16 protein-coding genes and 1 riboswitch are annotated in these 16,225 nt (G+C 69.1%); of the genes, 5 read left to right on the plus strand and 11 right to left on the minus strand.

What is annotated here, in order from left to right:
* Positions 1 to 1,432: SulP family inorganic anion transporter (locus AC1D2E_RS26710; RefSeq protein ID WP_478200194.1), on the minus strand; the 1,432-nt coding region annotated here is incomplete at its 3' end.
* 70 nt (positions 1,433 to 1,502) lie between these two features.
* Between AC1D2E_RS26710 and AC1D2E_RS26715 the strand changes: the two genes are divergently transcribed.
* Positions 1,503 to 2,900 (plus strand): coniferyl aldehyde dehydrogenase, encoded by a 1,398-nt coding sequence (locus AC1D2E_RS26715; protein ID WP_478200195.1) that lies wholly within the window; start codon positions 1,503 to 1,505, stop codon positions 2,898 to 2,900.
* Between the two features lie 9 nt (positions 2,901 to 2,909).
* Here AC1D2E_RS26715 and AC1D2E_RS26720 read toward each other — a convergent pair whose 3' ends face one another.
* The gene (locus AC1D2E_RS26720; RefSeq protein WP_478171877.1) at positions 2,910 to 3,740 is read right to left on the minus strand and encodes an AraC family transcriptional regulator; all 831 of its coding nucleotides are present in this window, start codon (positions 3,738 to 3,740) and stop codon (positions 2,910 to 2,912) included.
* A gap of 89 nt (positions 3,741 to 3,829) precedes the next feature.
* On the opposite strand from AC1D2E_RS26720, the gene AC1D2E_RS26725 reads away from it, so the two are divergent.
* A complete protein-coding gene (locus AC1D2E_RS26725) occupies positions 3,830 to 5,068 on the plus strand; it encodes an MFS transporter (RefSeq protein ID WP_478200196.1) in 1,239 nt (412 codons plus the stop codon).
* Between the two features lie 47 nt (positions 5,069 to 5,115).
* On the opposite strand, the gene AC1D2E_RS26730 is transcribed toward AC1D2E_RS26725, so the two are convergent.
* Together AC1D2E_RS26730 and AC1D2E_RS26735 are read right to left on the minus strand one after the other, a co-directional pair.
* On the minus strand, positions 5,116 to 5,628 hold the full coding sequence (locus AC1D2E_RS26730) for a 6,7-dimethyl-8-ribityllumazine synthase (RefSeq protein WP_478200197.1): 513 nt from the start codon (positions 5,626 to 5,628) through the stop codon (positions 5,116 to 5,118).
* 85 nt (positions 5,629 to 5,713) lie between these two features.
* A riboswitch (FMN riboswitch) is annotated at positions 5,714 to 5,876 on the minus strand.
* Between the two features lie 106 nt (positions 5,877 to 5,982).
* A complete protein-coding gene (locus AC1D2E_RS26735) occupies positions 5,983 to 7,080 on the minus strand; it encodes a DNA glycosylase AlkZ-like family protein (RefSeq protein WP_478200198.1) in 1,098 nt (365 codons plus the stop codon).
* A 299-nt stretch (positions 7,081 to 7,379) separates the two neighbouring features.
* Between AC1D2E_RS26735 and AC1D2E_RS26740 the strand changes: the two genes are divergently transcribed.
* The 3 genes from AC1D2E_RS26740 (at position 7,380) to AC1D2E_RS26750 (ending at position 10,146) form a co-directional block, all read left to right on the plus strand.
* The gene (locus AC1D2E_RS26740) at positions 7,380 to 8,174 is read left to right on the plus strand and encodes a hypothetical protein (RefSeq protein ID WP_478200199.1); all 795 of its coding nucleotides are present in this window, start codon (positions 7,380 to 7,382) and stop codon (positions 8,172 to 8,174) included.
* 79 nt (positions 8,175 to 8,253) lie between these two features.
* A complete protein-coding gene (locus AC1D2E_RS26745; protein ID WP_478200200.1) occupies positions 8,254 to 9,327 on the plus strand; it encodes a TAXI family TRAP transporter solute-binding subunit in 1,074 nt (357 codons plus the stop codon).
* 165 nt (positions 9,328 to 9,492) lie between these two features.
* The gene (locus AC1D2E_RS26750) at positions 9,493 to 10,146 is read left to right on the plus strand and encodes a peroxiredoxin (protein ID WP_478200201.1); all 654 of its coding nucleotides are present in this window, start codon (positions 9,493 to 9,495) and stop codon (positions 10,144 to 10,146) included.
* Between the two features lie 70 nt (positions 10,147 to 10,216).
* Here the strand turns inward: AC1D2E_RS26750 and AC1D2E_RS26755 are convergent, their stop codons facing one another.
* The 7 genes from AC1D2E_RS26755 to AC1D2E_RS26785 form a co-directional block, all read right to left on the minus strand.
* Entirely contained in the window at positions 10,217 to 10,651 is a 435-nt protein-coding gene (locus AC1D2E_RS26755; protein WP_478200202.1) for a cupin domain-containing protein, read from the minus strand.
* A 111-nt stretch (positions 10,652 to 10,762) separates the two neighbouring features.
* A complete protein-coding gene (locus AC1D2E_RS26760; protein ID WP_478200203.1) occupies positions 10,763 to 11,398 on the minus strand; it encodes an FABP family protein in 636 nt (211 codons plus the stop codon).
* A gap of 143 nt (positions 11,399 to 11,541) precedes the next feature.
* Positions 11,542 to 12,420, minus strand: coding sequence for a sugar phosphate isomerase/epimerase family protein (locus AC1D2E_RS26765; RefSeq protein WP_478200204.1), 879 nt, complete (start codon positions 12,418 to 12,420; stop codon positions 11,542 to 11,544).
* Positions 12,421 to 12,432: 12 nt separating this feature from the next.
* Positions 12,433 to 13,335 (minus strand): NAD(P)-dependent oxidoreductase, encoded by a 903-nt coding sequence (locus AC1D2E_RS26770; protein ID WP_478200205.1) that lies wholly within the window; start codon positions 13,333 to 13,335, stop codon positions 12,433 to 12,435.
* 12 nt (positions 13,336 to 13,347) lie between these two features.
* Positions 13,348 to 14,040 (minus strand): SDR family NAD(P)-dependent oxidoreductase, encoded by a 693-nt coding sequence (locus tag AC1D2E_RS26775; RefSeq protein WP_478200206.1) that lies wholly within the window; start codon positions 14,038 to 14,040, stop codon positions 13,348 to 13,350.
* Complete coding sequence (locus tag AC1D2E_RS26780; RefSeq protein ID WP_478200207.1) at positions 14,037 to 15,002, minus strand: Bug family tripartite tricarboxylate transporter substrate binding protein; 966 nt, start codon at positions 15,000 to 15,002, stop codon at positions 14,037 to 14,039. Before AC1D2E_RS26780 ends, AC1D2E_RS26775 begins: the two co-directional genes overlap by 4 nt.
* Before the next feature lie 25 nt (positions 15,003 to 15,027).
* The gene (locus AC1D2E_RS26785) at positions 15,028 to 16,215 is read right to left on the minus strand and encodes a dihydrodipicolinate synthase family protein (protein WP_478200208.1); all 1,188 of its coding nucleotides are present in this window, start codon (positions 16,213 to 16,215) and stop codon (positions 15,028 to 15,030) included.
* Between the last annotated feature and the right edge of the window lie 10 nt (positions 16,216 to 16,225).

Consider the following 16,225-nt stretch of genomic DNA (forward strand, 5'->3'; position numbering starts at 1 on the left):
GCCCGGGCCGCTGGGCCAGCGCGACGGTGATCGCGCGCTCCAGCGTGCTGGCCGAGGCGAAGTCGAGTTCGGCGTCCATGCGCAGCGCGTAGAGGTCGGGCGCCAGAGGCTGCAGGTGCCACAGGTGGCGGTCGCGCAGGCTGCCGTCCGGGTGCAGGCCGACCTCGATGATGCGCGGATGCAGGTGCCGGTACATGTAGTGCGCCAGCGCCGCCAGCAGGCCGCCCAGCACGCCCCAGTAGATCGACGGTGCGGTGGCGATGGTCAGCGCGAAGGTGGCGAGCGCGATCGCCGCCTCGATGCGCGAGATGCGCCACAGCGCGACGAAGGCCGAAGGCCGCAGCAGGCCGATGGTGGCGGTGGCCACGATCGCGGACAGCACCGCCTGCGGCACGTGGTACAGCAGCGGCATCGCCCACAGCAGCGCAGCCGCCACCACGGCGACGCTGAACAGCGTCGCCCACTGCGTCTTGGCGCCGGCATAGAGCGTGATTGCCGAGCGCGAGAACGACGAGCTGGTGGGAAACGAGCCGGTCAGGCCCGATGCGATCTTGCCCAGGCCCTGGCCGATCAGGTCCTGGTTCTCGTTCCAGAGCTTGCCGGCGCGGGCGTTGTCCACCTTGGCGCTGGATGCGGTCTCGAGAAAGCTCACCAGCGTGATCAGGAAGGCCGGCAGCAGCAGGTTGCCGAGTTCGTTGACCGACAGGCCACCGGGCCAGTAGAAGTGCGGCAGGCCCGAGGGCAGCCTGCCGATCACCGCGCCGCCATTCAGCGCATAGCCGACCGCGGCGCTGATCGCCGCGGCGGCCGCGACCAGCGCCATGGTGGTCGGAAAACGCGGCGCGAGCCGCTTGCCGGTCCACAGCGCCGCCATGCCGCCGAGCCCGAAGGCGATCGCGACCAGGTCGGGCAGCGGGCCGTGCATCAGCTGCGTGAGCGAGCGGCCGGTGTAGCCCAGCAGGGCCGGCAATTGCGAGAGCGTGATCAGCACCGCCGCGCCCTGCGTGAAACCCATCAGCACCGGCGAATTGACCATCCGCAGCAGCCAGCCGAAGCGGGCCGCGCCCAGCACCACCTGCATCAGGCCCGACAGCAGCGTGAGCCAGACCGCATAGGCCACCCATTCGCGGCTGCCCGGAATCGCCAGCGGAGCCAGCGAGGCACCGACCAGCAGGCTGGTCAGGGCCGTGGGGCCGACCGAGAGCCGGGCGGAAGAGCTGAAAAGCAGCGCGATCAGCGCCGGCAGCAGCGCGGCGTAGACCCCGGTCACCAGCGGCATGCCCGCCAGCGCCGCATAGGCCACGCCCTGCGGAATGACCATCAGCGCCACGGTGACGCCGGCTGCGGCCTCGTTGACGAGCAGTGCCCGGTCGGGACGCGGCCAGGCCAGGAAGGGAAGCCAGCGCTCGAGCTGGTCGCGGGTCAGGGCCATGGGCGYGGCCCGCGGGAAGTGGGGGAATGCACCCGCCGATGATACGAAAGCGCCAAGGTAGATTCGCCCCATGACCGAACTGCAATCCCTCTTCGATGCCCAGCACCGGGCCAGCCGCGATGACCCCGAGGTGCGCATTGCCCTGCGCCGCGACCGCGTGCGGCGGGTGCAGCGCCTGCTCGACCGGCGTGGCGAGGCGATCGCGGCGGCGGTCGAGGCCGACTTCGGCGTGCGCTCCGCGGCGCTCACCGAGGTGGCCGACCTGCTGGTGCTGCGCAACCTGCTGGGGCAGTTGTCGCGCCGCCTCGAAGCCTGGAGCCGGCCGGTGCGCGTGCACACGCCGATGCAGCTGAAGCCGGCCCGTGCCTTCATCCAGCGCCAGCCCCTCGGCGTGGTCGGTGTGATCTCGCCCTGGAACTACCCGCTGCAGCTCTCGCTCGGGCCCGCGGCCACCGCGCTGGCGGCGGGCAATCGCGTGCTGCTCAAGCCCAGCGAGCTGACGCCGCGCACCTCGGCGCTGCTGGCCGAGGGGGTGGCTGAGGCCTTCGCCCCCGACGAGTTCGCGGTGGTGCAGGGCGATGCCGGCGTCGCATCGCAGTTCGCGGCGCTGCCTTTCGACCACCTGTTCTTCACCGGATCGACTGCGGTCGGCCGCAAGGTGGCCCAGGCCGCGGCGGCCAACCTGACACCCACCACGCTCGAGCTGGGCGGCAAGTCGCCCTGCATCGTGGACGCCTCGGCCGACCTCGACCAGGCGGCGCTGCGCATCGCGCACGGCAAGCTGCTGAATGCCGGCCAGACCTGCATCGCGCCGGATTACGTGCTGCTGCCGCGCGGCCGCGAGGATGCCTTCGCGGCGGCCTGGCAGCGCGCGGTGGCACGCCTGTTCCCGCGCATCGAAGGCAATCCCGACTACGCCTCGATCCTGGGCCAGGGGCACCTGGAGCGGCTGCATGCGCTGCTGCAGGAGGCGAGGGTGAGCGGTGCCCGCGTCGAGCAGGCCGGCGGGGCCGCCGACCCCGGTGCGCGGCAACTGGCGCCGGCGCTGGTGATCGGCCCGGACCCCGGCCTGCGGCTGCTGCAGGAGGAGATCTTCGGCCCGATCCTGCCGGTGCTGCCCTGCGACGACAGCGACGAGGCGATCCGCTACATCAATGCCCGACCGCGGCCGCTCGCCCTCTACTGGTTCGGCACCGACACGGCCGCGCGCGACCGCGTGCTGGCCCGCACCGTGAGCGGCGGCGTGAGCGTCAACGACACGCTGATGCATATCGCGCACGACAACCTGCCCTTCGGTGGCGTCGGCGAAAGCGGCTGGGGCTCGTATCACGGCGAGGCGGGTTTCCTGCGCTTCACGCAGCAGAAGGCGGTGCTGGTGCAGTCGCGCTGGTCCGGTGGCGCGATGCTCTATCCGCCCTACGGCGAGAAATTCAGGCGGATGATGAAGCTGCTGCGCTGGCTCGGATGAAACCGCGAATCAAGCGCGCTTGCGGTGCTGAAAGGCGGTCGGCGACTGTCCGGTCGCGGCCTTGAACATCGCGCAGAAAGCGCTGTCGGTCGCATAGCCGCTGGCCGAGGCCACCAGGCTCACCGCCATACCGCGCGCCAGCAGCGGCAGCGCGTGCGCCAGCACGGCCTGCTGGCGCCACGCCTGCCAGCTCATGCCGAGCTGGTCGCGGAACAGGCGCGCCACGGTGCGCTCGCTGGCGCCGATCTGCCGCGCCCGCTCGGCCAGCGTGGCCCGGTTCGCCGGATTGCGCAGCAGCGCCTCGCACAACTGGCGCAAGCGCTTGTCGGCGGGCAGCGGCACGTCGATGCGGATCTGGGTGGCGCGCTCGAGTTCGTCGACCAGCAGCGGTGCGATCCAGCGCTCGCGTTGCGCCGCGTGCGGATCGACCGGCGGCAGGCCGTCGGGCGTGGTGTCCAGCGCCAGCATCAGCGCGCGCAGCAAGGGGCTGATCTCGAGCACCTCGCAGCGCTCCCAGGCCGGGCCGAGCCAGCTGTGCAAGTACACGGTGCGCAACTCGGCATCCTCGATCACGGAGGTGCTGTGCGGCATGTCGGCCGGCACCCAGAGGGCGCGCGAGGGCGGCACGATGTAGCTGCCGTCCTCGGTGGTCAGGCGGATCACGCCGCGGGTCGAGAAGGTCAGCTGCGGCCAGGGATGGCGGTGCAGCTCGACCCGCGTGTCGGCGCTGAGGAAATGTTCCTTGGCCCGCAGCGGACGCAGGGCGTCGGGCGCGTAGAGGTGCGGCGTGAGCGGGCCGACGCTGTTGGCGGGGGCAGTCGGTGCATCGATAGGCGGCATAAATTCGACAAATCTTGTCTCTGTATCGCCATTCTGCCGCTCCCGGCCCGCTTAGGATCGACCCCCGAGCCAGTTTCTTGTAGCAATCCATGTCTTCCGCCTCCCTTTCCAGTGCCGCGCCGACCGTGCGTTCCGACGTCAAGCTGATCGGCCTCGTCGGCCTGGCGCATGCCGTCAGCCATTTCAGCCAGCTGCTGCTGGCGCCGCTGTTCCCGTGGCTGAAGGAGGCGTTCAACGTCAGCTACACCGAGCTCGGTGCCGTGCTGACCGCGTTCTTCGTGGTCTCGTGCCTGGTGCAGGCGGCTTCAGGCTTCATCGTCGACAAGCTCGGCCCGCGGCCCGTGCTGTTCGTCGGGCTGGCCCTGCTGGGCCTGGCGGGCTTCGGCTATGCGCTGGCGCAGAGCTACTGGATGCTGCTCGGTGCGGCGGTGATGGCCGGCGTCGGCAACGGCGTGTTCCATCCGGTCGACTACACGCTGTTCAACCGCAAGGTGGCGCCGACGCGGCTGGGCCACGCCTACAGCGTTCACGGCATCACGGGCAGCCTGGGATGGGCGCTGGCGCCGGCCCTGATGGTGCCGTTGGCGATGGCTTTCGGCTGGCGCGTGGCGCTGGCGACCGGCGGCGGGGTGGCGGTGCTGGTGCTGCTGGTCCTGTGGCTCAACCGCAGCGTGCTGTCCCTCGACGTCAAGCCGGTGCAGCACGCGGCCGGCGCGCCAGCCGTCGGCGGCGAGTTCGCCTTCCTCGGGATTCCCGCGGTCTGGATGTGCTTCGGCTTCTTCTTTTTCTATGCGATGGCGTTGAGCGTGGTGCAGACCTTCGCGCCGTCCGCGGCCGGTCGCCTGCACGACGTGCCGGTCGCGCTGATCGCGATGTGCCTGACGATCTACATGGTCGCCAGCGCCGCTGGCATGGTGGCGGGCGGCTTCCTGGCCTCCGACCCGGCCCGCTGCGAGCGCATCGTCGGCGCCGGCTTCGGCGTGGCGGCGGCCATTGCGCTGGTGCTGGCCCTGGCCGACTTGGCGCCGGTGCTGGTGCCCGTGATGTTCGGCGCCATGGGATTCGCTTCGGGCATCGCCGGGCCGTCGCGCGACCTGCTGGTCAAGCGCTCGACACCGGCCAACGCGACCGGCCGGGTCTACGGCGTGGTCTATGCCGGGCTCGACATCGGCCAGGCCGTGGCGCCGCTGATCTTCGGCCGCCTGATGGACCATGGCCAGTACGCCAGCGTGATCGTCGGGCTGGCGGTGGTGCAGGGCGTGCTGATCGCCAGCGCTTTCAACGTCCGGCGCGTGCGGCGAGAAGCCCTGGTGCCGGCCTCGGTCTGAGGCTCGGACCTGCGCCGCCGTCGCTGGATACCGCAGGGGCTCGCCGCTCAAGAGGCGATCAACGCATCGACGCGGCGCAGGCCCTCGATGGTCTTCACGCAGGCCTCGGCCGCTTCGGTGCCCTTGACCGCGAAGTGCCGGTGGAAGTACTTGCGATGCTCCACGTGCTCGTGGAAGTGGTGCGGCGTGAGCACCGCCGACAGCACCGGCACGCCGGTCTCGAGCTGCACCGTCATCAGCGAATTGACGACCGTGCTGGCAACGAAGTCGTGGCGGTAGATGCCGCCGTCGACCACCAGCGCGCAGCCGACGATCGCGGCATAGCGGCCCGAGGTCGCGAGGCGCTTGGCGTGCAGCGGGATCTCGAAGGCGCCGGGCACGTCGAACACGTCGATGGTGTCGACCGGCACGCCCAGGCGCTTCATTTCGGCCAGGAAGGCGTCGCGTGCCTGGTGGACGATGTCCGAATGCCACTGTGCCTGCACGAAGGCGATGCGCTGGCCGCGCGGTGCGCCGGCAGCGGGAATGGCGGAAAGGGGAAGGTCGTTGATCTGACTCATGGTTTGCCTTTGCAAGGATTTCCTGAATCAGGGCGCACGAACCCGGCGCGGGGGCCGGCGCGAACGCACCAGCCCCGCAGCGGGGTCGCGCTCTCTTTCATCCGGACTGTGACCGTCGGCCCCGGGATCGCACCGGGTCTGCTGACCCTGCGGCGAACACAAGGTGTCGCCGCAGGCGCTCGCGGGCTCGTGCGGCTTTCGCCGCCATCACCGCCGGTGGGGAATTTCACCCCGCCCTGAGAACGCTTGGCTCCGGCTTGCGCCGAAACAGAGCGGATTCTAGGCAAGTCGGCCGCTCCCTGCTGTCGCCCACGAGCCAAGGCCCCAGGCGGCGGGGGGCGGCGCGGCGGCGCGTCAGCGGGCCGCGAGGAATTGCGCCATGCGCTGCAGCTCGTCGTCGAGTGCGGCACGAAAGGCGGGCCCCTTCGGCGCGGCGCCGGCGGCGTAGCCGAACGCGGGCTGCAATCGTCCTTCGCGGGCCGACACGTTGGCCCAGCCGATCACTTGCTCGTGCCACAGCATCGGCAACGCGTAGTAGCCGAGTCTTCGCTTCGGCGGCGGCGTGTAGGCCTCGAACTTGTACGACCAGCCCCACAGCAGCTCGAAGCGGCGGCGGTCCCAGACCACCGGGTCGAAGGGCGCCAGCAGGCGCAGCGCATCGTCGGGCGCATGGCGGCGCGAACGCGGGTTCTCGTCGGCCGGCCAATACCAGGTGCCGCCGTCGATGCGGCAACTGGCGAGCTGTTCGCGCGCCATCCGGAGGGCGGCCTGGGTCTGCGCCGACAGATGCGGGGCGCCGTAGCCGAGCAATCGCACCAGATAGGTCAGGCTGGCGGCCGGCAGGGGCGCGTACTGGCGCACCACCAGGTCGACCAGCGCGGCGGCGCGCCGGGCGCGGCCGGCCGGGCTGTCGTCAGCGGGCGGATGCGTCACCGCCTCGTAGATGCGGGTGCCGCCGTCGCGCCGCTTGACGCGCAGCAGGCCGCGGTAATGCATGCCGTCGAGCAGGTGCGTGCTGGCGTTGCTCGAGCCGCCCCAGTGGTTCTTCGTGCGGCCGTGCGCGAAATGCTGCTCGACCTCGCGCGGATGCACCGGCCCGCGCTCGCGCACGAAGGCCAGCAGCTCGGCCGCCTTGCGCCGGGTCTCGGCATCCCAGGCGGGCGCGGCCTGGCGCGGATGCATCAGCGCCAGGTGCTCGCGCGGCAGGAAGCCGTAGTTGACGAGGCAGTCTTCCTCGACCGCGAGCCGCGTGTAGCGGTTCTCGAGATCGCCGGCACGGTAGTCCTTGACGCGATGGCGCAGGGTCAGGTCCTGCGCGCGCGCCGGGGCGCGGATCGGATCGGCTTGCACGAAACCCAGCCGCCGGATCGCGCCTGGCAGCGTCGTGGGCCGGAAGAGGGTGCGCGCCACCGCGTAGCGGCGCAAGTCGTCGAGGCTGGTTTCGGCAGGCATGCGGCGAATTGCAGCACAGCTTCGGGGAGCCTGCAGCGTGGCCGGCCTGACCGTGGGCGGCCTCGACCACCGGGCCGCCGCGGCGTATGGTTGATCCCCTGCCTGCCCCGGGGGTGCGTAGGACAAGGCGCACAAATGGCGACGGCGGCCGCCGACGCGACCCTCTTGGTCGGGCGCGAAAGTAGATTCAAAATGGACAAATGGCTCGACCGCCGCGAGCATGAACCTTGTGTCGAAACATGGCGAACCTGGCCGATCTGGACCCATCGTTCTCAGTTCCCTGCAGGCGATGCGCCGCGATGCTGCAGAAGGGGAACCGCTTTTGCCCATTCTGCTTCGAGGACCAGTTCGCCCCGGTCGACACCGACGATGCACGACCGCCGGTCCAGCGCGGGCGGGGCCTCTCTGTCGCAGCGCAAGCGCCGGCCCCCGTGCTCATCGACTTTTCGGACACCGCGCAGCCGGATGCGGAGGAAGTCATCCACATCCCCGGCCCGACGGGTGCGACCCTCGAGGAGGCCGACCCCGGGATCGGCCTTGTCCGACCTGGCGCCTTCGGGCATATGGAGGTTCTGGTTGGCGGCGATACCGCGCAGGGAGCGGCCCGTTTTGCAACCCCGCGGCGCGTGGTGATCGGCATCGCGGGCGTGCTGGTCTTGATTGCGCTCGTTCTCATGGGACTCGGGCATTTCGGCGATCGGAACGAGGCCGGCGGGCTGCCAGCGTTCAGGGCCGACATCGAGCGCGTGCAGGCCGCCTTGAACCGTGGCGACCTGGGTGCCGCCGAGCCGATGCTCGCGGCCTTGGACGCCGAGCATGCGGACGACCCGGGCGTTCAGGCGCTGAAGGAGGCTTTCGATCGGCGCGTGCAAGAACTGGCCGCGAAGCGAGGACAGCTTCCGGAGGCCGTGCTGAAGGCCTCCACGGCGCTTCGACTGAACGAGAGCACGGTTCCTCCTGCCCCTGCCGCTGCCTCCTTGCCGCGGGAGGCGCCGGTGGGCGCCGGCGCTGCACCGGCCGCCAGCCAGGGGGGAGCGGAGGACAAGGAGTGTGGCCAGGCGCTTGCGGCGCTGGCTTTGTGCCAGAAGAAGTAGAGGGTGCGAACAGGACAGCGAGCCGCACGAATGAGCCAGGCATCACCTGGCGGTAAAAGCAACCTTCGATGGAGCCAGCATGCCAATCAGATCCTTGTTGACCGCGCTGTTGTGGATGGTCTTCCTCGGGTACGCGGCAGCGGCACCCCGGGCGGAGTACAAGATCGTCACCGCATCGAAAACCGGTACCTACATTCAGATTGGCCGAGACCTTGCCACCATGGTCGCCGAGCCCGCCGACATCGATCTCGAAGTGCTCGAGTCGAAGGGCTCGGCGGAGAACGTCCAGCGCATGCGCTTCGAGCCCGGCGTCAAGCTGGCCCTGGTGCAGTCCGATGTCTACCAGGCATTCCTGGACGAGGCGAAGGCGGGCAACGCCGATGCCGGCAACATCATTCGTCCGCTGCGGCTCATCATGCCGCTCTATGACGAGGAGATCTACTTCATCGTCCGGGCGGACTCGCCGCTGAACAGCATCCACGAGATCCGGAACAAGAAGATCGGCGTCGGGCCGCTCGGCAGCGGCACCGCACTCACCTCGAGAACGCTCTACCAGCTGATGTTCGGGGAGCCGCTGCCGCCCGACAACACGCAGTACCTGAGCAACGAGGAGGCGCTGGCCAGGCTCACGGTCGACAAGTCGATCGACGTCGCCATCATCGTCGCCGGACAACCGGCCAAGCTGTTCTCGGACATGAAGGCCGAGGCCCGCAACTACATCAAGATCCTGAAGCTCGACGATGCGGCGCCGGAGACGGTGCGCGCGAAGAAGACCTACTTTCCCGGGGCCATACGTGCTGCCAGCTATTCGACATGGCTCAAGGCCGACGTGCCCACCCTGACCGTGAAGGCCTACCTCGTCACCTACGACTACGGATTGCAGTCGACGGTCGGAAATCTGACCCGCTTCGCCGAGTCCCTTTGCACCAATTTCGACAAGCTCCAGGCCAACGGCCACCCCAAGTGGAAGCAGGTTCGCCTGGAGCTGCCGGCCCTGAGCCAGGGGTGGCGCTACTACGCGCCGATGGAAAAGCGCATACGCGCCTGCATCGCCCGTCGGACGGCCCTCGGCGCAGCGTCTCCTGCCTCTGCGCCGCCGCCAACGCGCGCCTGCACGGAGCAGGAACTGGTGCTGGGCATCTGCAGGCGGTGAATGTTGGGGTACCTTCAAATCCTGTCCTGGCGAGCGGAGCGCCACGCGGCCGGCGATGGAGAGCGGGCGTGCCGCCGAAGAGCCTGCTCCCGGTCCTCGGCCTATTCGCTTCGCCGCAATAGTCTGGCAAACTTGCAGACGCTCGACAACTTGGAGGACATAGCCATGGCATTGCGCATCAACGACCTCGTTCCCGACTTTTCGGCCGATACCGACCAGGGGTCCATCACCTTCCACGATTGGATCGGTTCAGGCTGGGCGATCCTCTTTTCGCACCCCAAAGACTTCACGCCGGTGTGCACCACCGAATTCGGCGTGGTCGCACAACTGGCTGACGAGTGGGCCAAGCGCGGCACCAAGGTGATCGGCGTATCTGTCGACGGCGTCGACGCGCACAAGAAGTGGAAGGGCGACATCGAAGGCTTCGCGGGCACCAAGTTGGGCTTCCCCATCATTGCTGACGAAGGCCTGACCGTGTCCAAGGCCTTCGACATGCTGCCTGCCGAGGCCTACCTGCCCGATGGCCGTACCGCCGCGGACACGGCCACCGTGCGTTCGGTGTTCATCATCGGTCCGGACAAGAGGCTCAAGCTTTCCATGACCTACCCGATGTCGGTCGGTCGCAACTTTGCAGAGGTGCTTCGCGCCTTGGATGCCTTGCAACTGACCTTCAATGTTCCGCTGGCGACTCCCGCCAACTGGACCGTAGGCGAGGACGTCATCGTCGCACTCGCCCTCAATGACGATCAGGCCCGTGAGAAGTACGGCAGCATCGACATCAAGCTGCCGTACCTGCGCACCACCAAAGCGCCGAAGTAATCCGGATCCGAGGCGTCCGAGCTCTCGTGTCGAGCGCATCGGTCGCCTTGGACATCCGGCGTGCGAGGCGCTAGGTCGGGGCTGGCGCCGCCGGGACCAGTCCGTAGCGGGTCATGACGGCGACCAACGCCGCCTTGTCCGGCGGCCCGCCGGCGCTGACCACTTCAGCGACATCGCGAAAGTACTGGGCGCCAATGTCCGGCGATTGCACGACGAGAGCCTGGGCTGTCGCTGCGAAGGGGTTCGAGAACTGGTGGACACTGCCCTTGGGACTGAACATGGCCTCACCGGCGGCGAGGTCACGGGTATCGGCGTCGACGGAATATCGMAGCGTTCCTTCCAGCACGTAGACGCATTCGTCGTTGTTCGTATGGCTATGCGGAGGCGGTACGTTCGAGCCGGGCGGCACGGTGAGTTCGAACAGGCCGACACTGCCAGTCTGCGACCCGTCCACCAGGTAGCGAATGGACAGCTGGCCGACGCTGATTGCTGACGAATCGTTCATTGTTCAGTCTTCCATCGCATGATGCAGGGCCGGCCATCATGCCGGAATCGACCCGCTCTGGGAATGGCGGCGAGGGGCGGATGCCCGGTCCGGGTCGTGCTGCCGAGGCCCTCAATCCTGCGCTGCCAGCGGATTCGGCGACGGCTCGCCGATCTTCGTGAGCGTGTTGCGGTCGGTGTGATGAAAGGGTTCGGCCAGCCCTTGGATCTGCATGACCGTGTCCTGGTCGTACGACCAGCTGCCGTCGGCATGGAAGCCGACCTTGATACGCCACTCCAGCGTGGTGAATGCATGCTCGAGGAAGGGATTGGAGACGATGCCGTTCACGAGGCTGCCGTGCGTGGCGACCAGTTCGAACTGGTCTGCATCGGCATCGACGCGGCCGCTCGCCATCGCGACCTGGCCGCGAGGAATCGCCAGCGTGAGCATGACGGTGCGGGTGGCGGGCTCCCACAACCAGTAGCCGACCTGGTCGTGATACATCTTGGTCAGCCCAGGCTTGTGAATGGTGGTGTGATAGCGCAGGCCATAGAGCACTTGCGGGCCGTTGGTCTGGGGATCGATCGGCTGCAGTTCATAGTGCTCCACATAGACCTGCGTCTTCGGTCCCTGCGCCTTCGGCTTGACGTCCACGCCCTTCTCGCCGCGCCACAGGCCCGCCATCCTGCGCAAGGGGCCGAGGTTGGCGAGGGTCTGGCCATCCAGATTGGAGGGTTCGGTGTAGATGTCTTCGGGAAACGCGCTCATGGGATTGGCAGGGAAGTGGAGTTGAATCGGGCTTCGGCAGCTGGCGGATTCTGCCTGGCACAGCAGGGAGAGGACGGCATCAAGCCGCAATCGGATGACGCAGGGAACGTGCCAAGCGCTTCGCGCCGGAGCAGGCCGAAAGGTCAGACCACGCTGCGGTGCCGCTCGATGCAGGTCGCCAGCGTCTCCTCGCCGGAGCGCTGCCACCAGTCCAGCGTCGAGAAGATCTCGACCTCGCTGAAGCCCGCGAAGCCCGCCGCCTCGACCCAGCCTCGGATCTTCCGCAGTTCGACCACGCCGTCGCCCATCATTCCGCGATCCGACAGGAGGTCGCGTGTCGGCGCGAGCCAGTCGCAGACGTGGAAGGCCAGCAGCCGCTCCTTGCCTGCGCGCGCGATCTGCTGCTCGAGCTTCGGGTCCCACCACACGTGGTAGATGTCCAGCGCCACGCCCAGCATGCCGGAGCGCCCGGCGTCCAGTTCGTCGCACAGGTCGAGTGCATGCTCCAGCGTGTTGATGCAGGCGCGGTCGGCGGCCTGCATCGGGTGCAGCGGCTCGATCGCGAGCGGCATGCCGACCTCGCGCGCGTAGGCCAGCGATGCCGCGATGCCGTCGCGCACCTCGCCGCGTGCGCGGCCGATGTCCTTGTAGGCGACCTTGCCCTCGAGCGCACCGGGCAGCGCGCCGACCACCAGCACCAGGCAGGGCGCGCCGAGGGCCCTGGCCTCGTCGATGGCGCGGCGGTTGTCGTCCAGCGCGGCCCTGAGGCCGGCGGCGTCGGGCGCGGGGAAGAAGCCGCCGCGGCAGTAGCCCGAAAGCCCGATGCCATGCGACTTCAGCTGCTTCGCGACCTTGTCGATCCCGACCGCGGAGACCTGGTCGCGCCACGGGCTGATCGCGCGGATGCCGCGTTCGGCGCACTGGTCGATGATGCGGTCCAGCGGCACCTCGGCGCCGCGCTGCTTTCGCACGGTCGCGGTGTTGATGGACAGCCAGTGATGATCCTTCGAGAAATCGCGCATTTCGCTACAGCCTCAGTCTTTGTGCCGCTCGCGCCGAAACTGGCGCAGGATGGCGGCGTTGTCGAGATCGCCATCGCCGGCGGCGACAGCGGCGCGCATCAGCGCGGCGTGGGTTTCCGAGAGTGGCAGCCGCTGGCCCGTGGCCCGACTGCTGTCGAGCATCAACTCGACGTCCTTCAGGTGCTGGCGGATGCGCGACTGCGGCGCGAAGTCGCCGGCCACCATCATGGCGCCCTTGGCCAGCGCAGCGTCGGAGCGCGCGGGCGTCGCGAGCACCAGTTCCAGGAACTGTGCCGGCGCGATGCCCATGCTCTCGGCCAGCACCATGCCTTCGGCCAGCGCGGCGCGGTTGAGGCCCAACACCAGGTTGGTCGCGAGCTTGGCTCGCGCTCCCATGCCGGCGCCTCCGACCCGGATGCGATGCGACGAGAGCGCCGCGAGCACGGCTTCGCTGGCGCGCACGGCGTCCGCCCCGCCGCCGAGCAGCATCGTCGCTTCCCCCGCCGCGATCTGGCTGCTGGAGCCTGACAATGGCGCTTCGATCAGGTCGACGCCTTGCGCCTCGAGGCGCATCGCCAGCGACTCCAGCGCCTCGGGGTCGCCCGTCGAGCAGTCCACCAGCACCCGCACCGCGCCACCCGCCAACAGGCCCTGCGGGCCCTCGGTCGCATCAAGCACGCCTCGGGTGTCGAACACGGCCAGCACGACCGTCGCGCAGGCGCTGCCGATCTCGCGCGGCGAGGCCGCGGTGCGCATGCCCGACGAACGCAACGCAGCGCGCGCTTCTTCGCGCAGGTCGTAGCCGACGACATCGAAGCCGCCTGCAACGAGGCGGCCGGCCAGCGCACTGCCGACCAGCCCGAGTCCGACCAGCCCGATCGGGCCCACGGGTTCGACAGCGTCACGAGTGGGCACGCGTTTCCCGCGTCACAGCGACGCGCCTCCGCAGATCTGGATGTCCTGGCCGGTGATGGCGGCGGCGTCGGGCGACAGCAGATAGGCCACCAGCGCAGCGATCTCGCGCGGCTCGATCAGGCGGCCCAGCGGCGGCAACCGGGGTGCAGCCGACCGTCGCGCCGGATCATCGAGCATGGCGGTGGCGGTCGCCGCCGGCGACACCACGTTGACCGTGACGCCGCTGGCAACCACTTCGGCCGCCCAACTGCGCGCCAAGGCGACCAGCGCGGCCTTGCTCGCCGCGTACTGGCTGCGCCCGGGCATGCCTCGCGACACCCGGCTGCCCACCATCACCACGCGGCCGCGGCCCGCCCGCACCATGGCGGGCACGGCGACGTCGGCGATGCGGGTCAGTGCGTCGACATGCAATCGCCACATGAGGCTGCCGTCTGCCGCCGCCAGTGCGCCCAGCGGGCCGACGCGCAACACGCCGGCCGCATGGACCAGCGCCTCGGCGACGCCGGTGGCCCGCGTTGCCGCCTCGGTGGCCGCGCCGTCGCACAGGTCCACCGCCACCGGCGTGAAGCTTGCGTGCACGATCTGCGCCGGTGCCAGATCGAAGCCGACGACCTGCCAGCCGTCGGCCAGCAGACGGCGAGCAATGGCCTGCCCGATGCCCGAACTGGTCCCGGTGACGATGGCGCGCTGTTCCATTTCGGTCATTCGAGACGGATGTTGCCGTCGGTGATGATCTTCTGCGAGCGCGCCATGTCCTCGCGCTGGAACTTGGCGAATTCCTCGGCCGAACCCGGCGTCAGAAGCAGTCCTTGCTGCACCAGCTTGTCACGCATGTCGGTTCCCAGCGCCTTGTTGACCTCGGCATTCAGGCGCTGCGTGATCTCGGCCGGCAGCTTCGCGGGGCCCCACAGCCCGTACCAGCTGTAGAACTCGTAGCCCGGGATCGTCTCGCCCACCGTCGGTACGTCCGGCAGATTGGGCGCGCGCGTGTTGGAGGTGACCGCGATCACACGCAGCATGCCGCTCTTGTGGTACTGCACCGAGCCGAGGATCGGGTCGATGAAGCCGTCGATCTGTCCGCCGATCAGGTCCTGGAAGGCCGGCGCCGTGCCCTTGTACGGCACGATCAGGTAGTTGATCTGGCCGGCGCGTTTCAGCAGTTCGGTCGACAGGTGGCCGGCCGAGCCGATCGATCCGACCGCGAAGGTCATTTTGCCGGGATTGGCCTTTGCATACGCCAGCAGCGACTTGACGTCGGTGATCGGCAGGTCCTTGTTGATCGCGACCGACAGCGGCGCCTTGGCGACCAGCGCCACCGGAGTGAAGTCGTTGACCACGTTGTAGGGCGTCGACTTCATCGTCATCGGCGCCGTGACGAAGGTCGATGCGTTGAACAGCAGCGTGTAGCCGTCGGCCGGCGCCTTGGACACCACGTCGGCGCCGATGGTGCCGTTGCCTCCCGGCTTGTTGTCGACGACGAAGGTCTGGCCCAACTGCTCGCTCAACTTCTGCGCCAGCGCCCGGCCCACGGTGTCCAGCGTGCCGCCGGGCGGGAACGGGATGATGACGCGCACCGGCCTGGCGGGCCAGGACTGCGCCATCGCACCCGCCGCGGTGAAGGCCAGGATCAGCGTCAGCAAGAACTTGGCGAACAACGGAGTCTTCATGGCTTGTCTCCTTGGTGGAATCGGATCAGGCGTCGACGCCGTGCAGCGCCAGCAGCGTTCTCATGCGCCGCAGCGCCAGTTCGGGCTGCTCCAGCAGATCGGCCGCATCGGCCAGCCGGAACAGCTCGGCGAAGTGCTGCAGCGAGCGCGTGCTCTGCTGGCCGCCGACCATCGTGAAGTGGCTCTGGTGGCCGTTGAGCCAGGCCATGAAGACCACGCCGGTCTTGTAGAAGCGTGTCGGTGCCGCGAAGATGTGGCGCGACAGCGGCACCGTGGGGCCGAGGATCGCGTGGAACTTCTCGACATGGCCCTGCGCGAGTTCGCCGAGTGCGGCACTGGCCGCCGGCGCGATGGCGTCGAAGATGCCGAGCAGCGCATCGCTCTGGCCATGCGTCTTCTCGCTGCCGTGGCCGTCGCCCGCGATCAGTTCGGCGTAGTTGAAGTCGTCGCCGGTGTACATGCGCACGCCCGGCGGCAGCCGCCGGCGCATCGCGATCTCCTTGTCCTTGTCGAGCAGCGAGATCTTGATGCCGTCGACCTTGTCCGGATGGGCCGCGATGATGCCGAGCGCGGTGTCCATCGCACGGTCGACCTCGGCCGTGCCCCAGTAGCCCGCCAGCGCCGGGTCGAACATGTCGCCGAGCCAGTGCAGCACCACCGGCTGCTTCGCCTGGCTCAGGATGCGGTCGTACACGCGCTCGTAGTCGGCCGGGCTCTTCGCGACCCGGGCCAGCGCGCGGCTGGCCATCACGATCAGCTTGCCGCCGAGCGCCTCGATCGCCGCCATCTGCTCTTCGTAGCCGCGGATCACGTCGTCGACGCGCTTCACCGCATCGAGGGCTAGATGGTCGGTGCCGCAGCCGGACGCGACCCGCGCCCCCGGCACGTCCTTCGCCGCGTCGAGCGAGCGGCGGATCAGCTCCAGCGAGGTCGGCCAGTCGAGGCCCATGCCGCGCTGCGCGGTGTCCATGGCTTCGGCCACGCCGAGTCCGAGCGACCACAGGTGGCGGCGCAAGGCGATGGTGGCGTCCCAGTCGACCGCACATTGCAGCCACGGATCGACCGCGGCCAGCGGGTCGGCCACCACGTGCGCCGCCGAGTAGGCGATGCGATTGAACTTGACGCCCGCGGGCGGCCTGGCGGGCGTGTTGCCGCGCAGCGTGTACGGCGCGAGCGAGCCGCCGGCGACGGGGAGGGTGAGCGAGAGGGCCATCGGATCCACC

The sequence above is a fragment of the Variovorax sp. P1_H2 genome, assembly GCF_056405295.1.

Coding starts and splice junctions, on each gene's coding strand:
- AC1D2E_RS26735 (WP_478200198.1), bottom strand. CDS start 7,080: ATGCCTGCCGAAACCAGCCTCGACGACTTGCGCCGCTACGCGGTGGCG.
- AC1D2E_RS26780 (WP_478200207.1), bottom strand. CDS start 15,002: ATGAAGACTCCGTTGTTCGCCAAGTTCTTGCTGACGCTGATCCTGGCC.
- AC1D2E_RS26785 (WP_478200208.1), bottom strand. CDS start 16,215: ATGGCCCTCTCGCTCACCCTCCCCGTCGCCGGCGGCTCGCTCGCGCCG.
- AC1D2E_RS26745 (WP_478200200.1), top strand. CDS start 8,254: ATGCCAATCAGATCCTTGTTGACCGCGCTGTTGTGGATGGTCTTCCTC.
- AC1D2E_RS26725 (WP_478200196.1), top strand. CDS start 3,830: ATGTCTTCCGCCTCCCTTTCCAGTGCCGCGCCGACCGTGCGTTCCGAC.
- AC1D2E_RS26765 (WP_478200204.1), bottom strand. CDS start 12,420: ATGCGCGATTTCTCGAAGGATCATCACTGGCTGTCCATCAACACCGCG.
- AC1D2E_RS26715 (WP_478200195.1), top strand. CDS start 1,503: ATGACCGAACTGCAATCCCTCTTCGATGCCCAGCACCGGGCCAGCCGC.
- AC1D2E_RS26720 (WP_478171877.1), bottom strand. CDS start 3,740: ATGCCGCCTATCGATGCACCGACTGCCCCCGCCAACAGCGTCGGCCCG.
- AC1D2E_RS26760 (WP_478200203.1), bottom strand. CDS start 11,398: ATGAGCGCGTTTCCCGAAGACATCTACACCGAACCCTCCAATCTGGAT.
- AC1D2E_RS26740 (WP_478200199.1), top strand. CDS start 7,380: ATGCTGCAGAAGGGGAACCGCTTTTGCCCATTCTGCTTCGAGGACCAG.
- AC1D2E_RS26775 (WP_478200206.1), bottom strand. CDS start 14,040: ATGACCGAAATGGAACAGCGCGCCATCGTCACCGGGACCAGTTCGGGC.
- AC1D2E_RS26750 (WP_478200201.1), top strand. CDS start 9,493: ATGGCATTGCGCATCAACGACCTCGTTCCCGACTTTTCGGCCGATACC.
- AC1D2E_RS26730 (WP_478200197.1), bottom strand. CDS start 5,628: ATGAGTCAGATCAACGACCTTCCCCTTTCCGCCATTCCCGCTGCCGGC.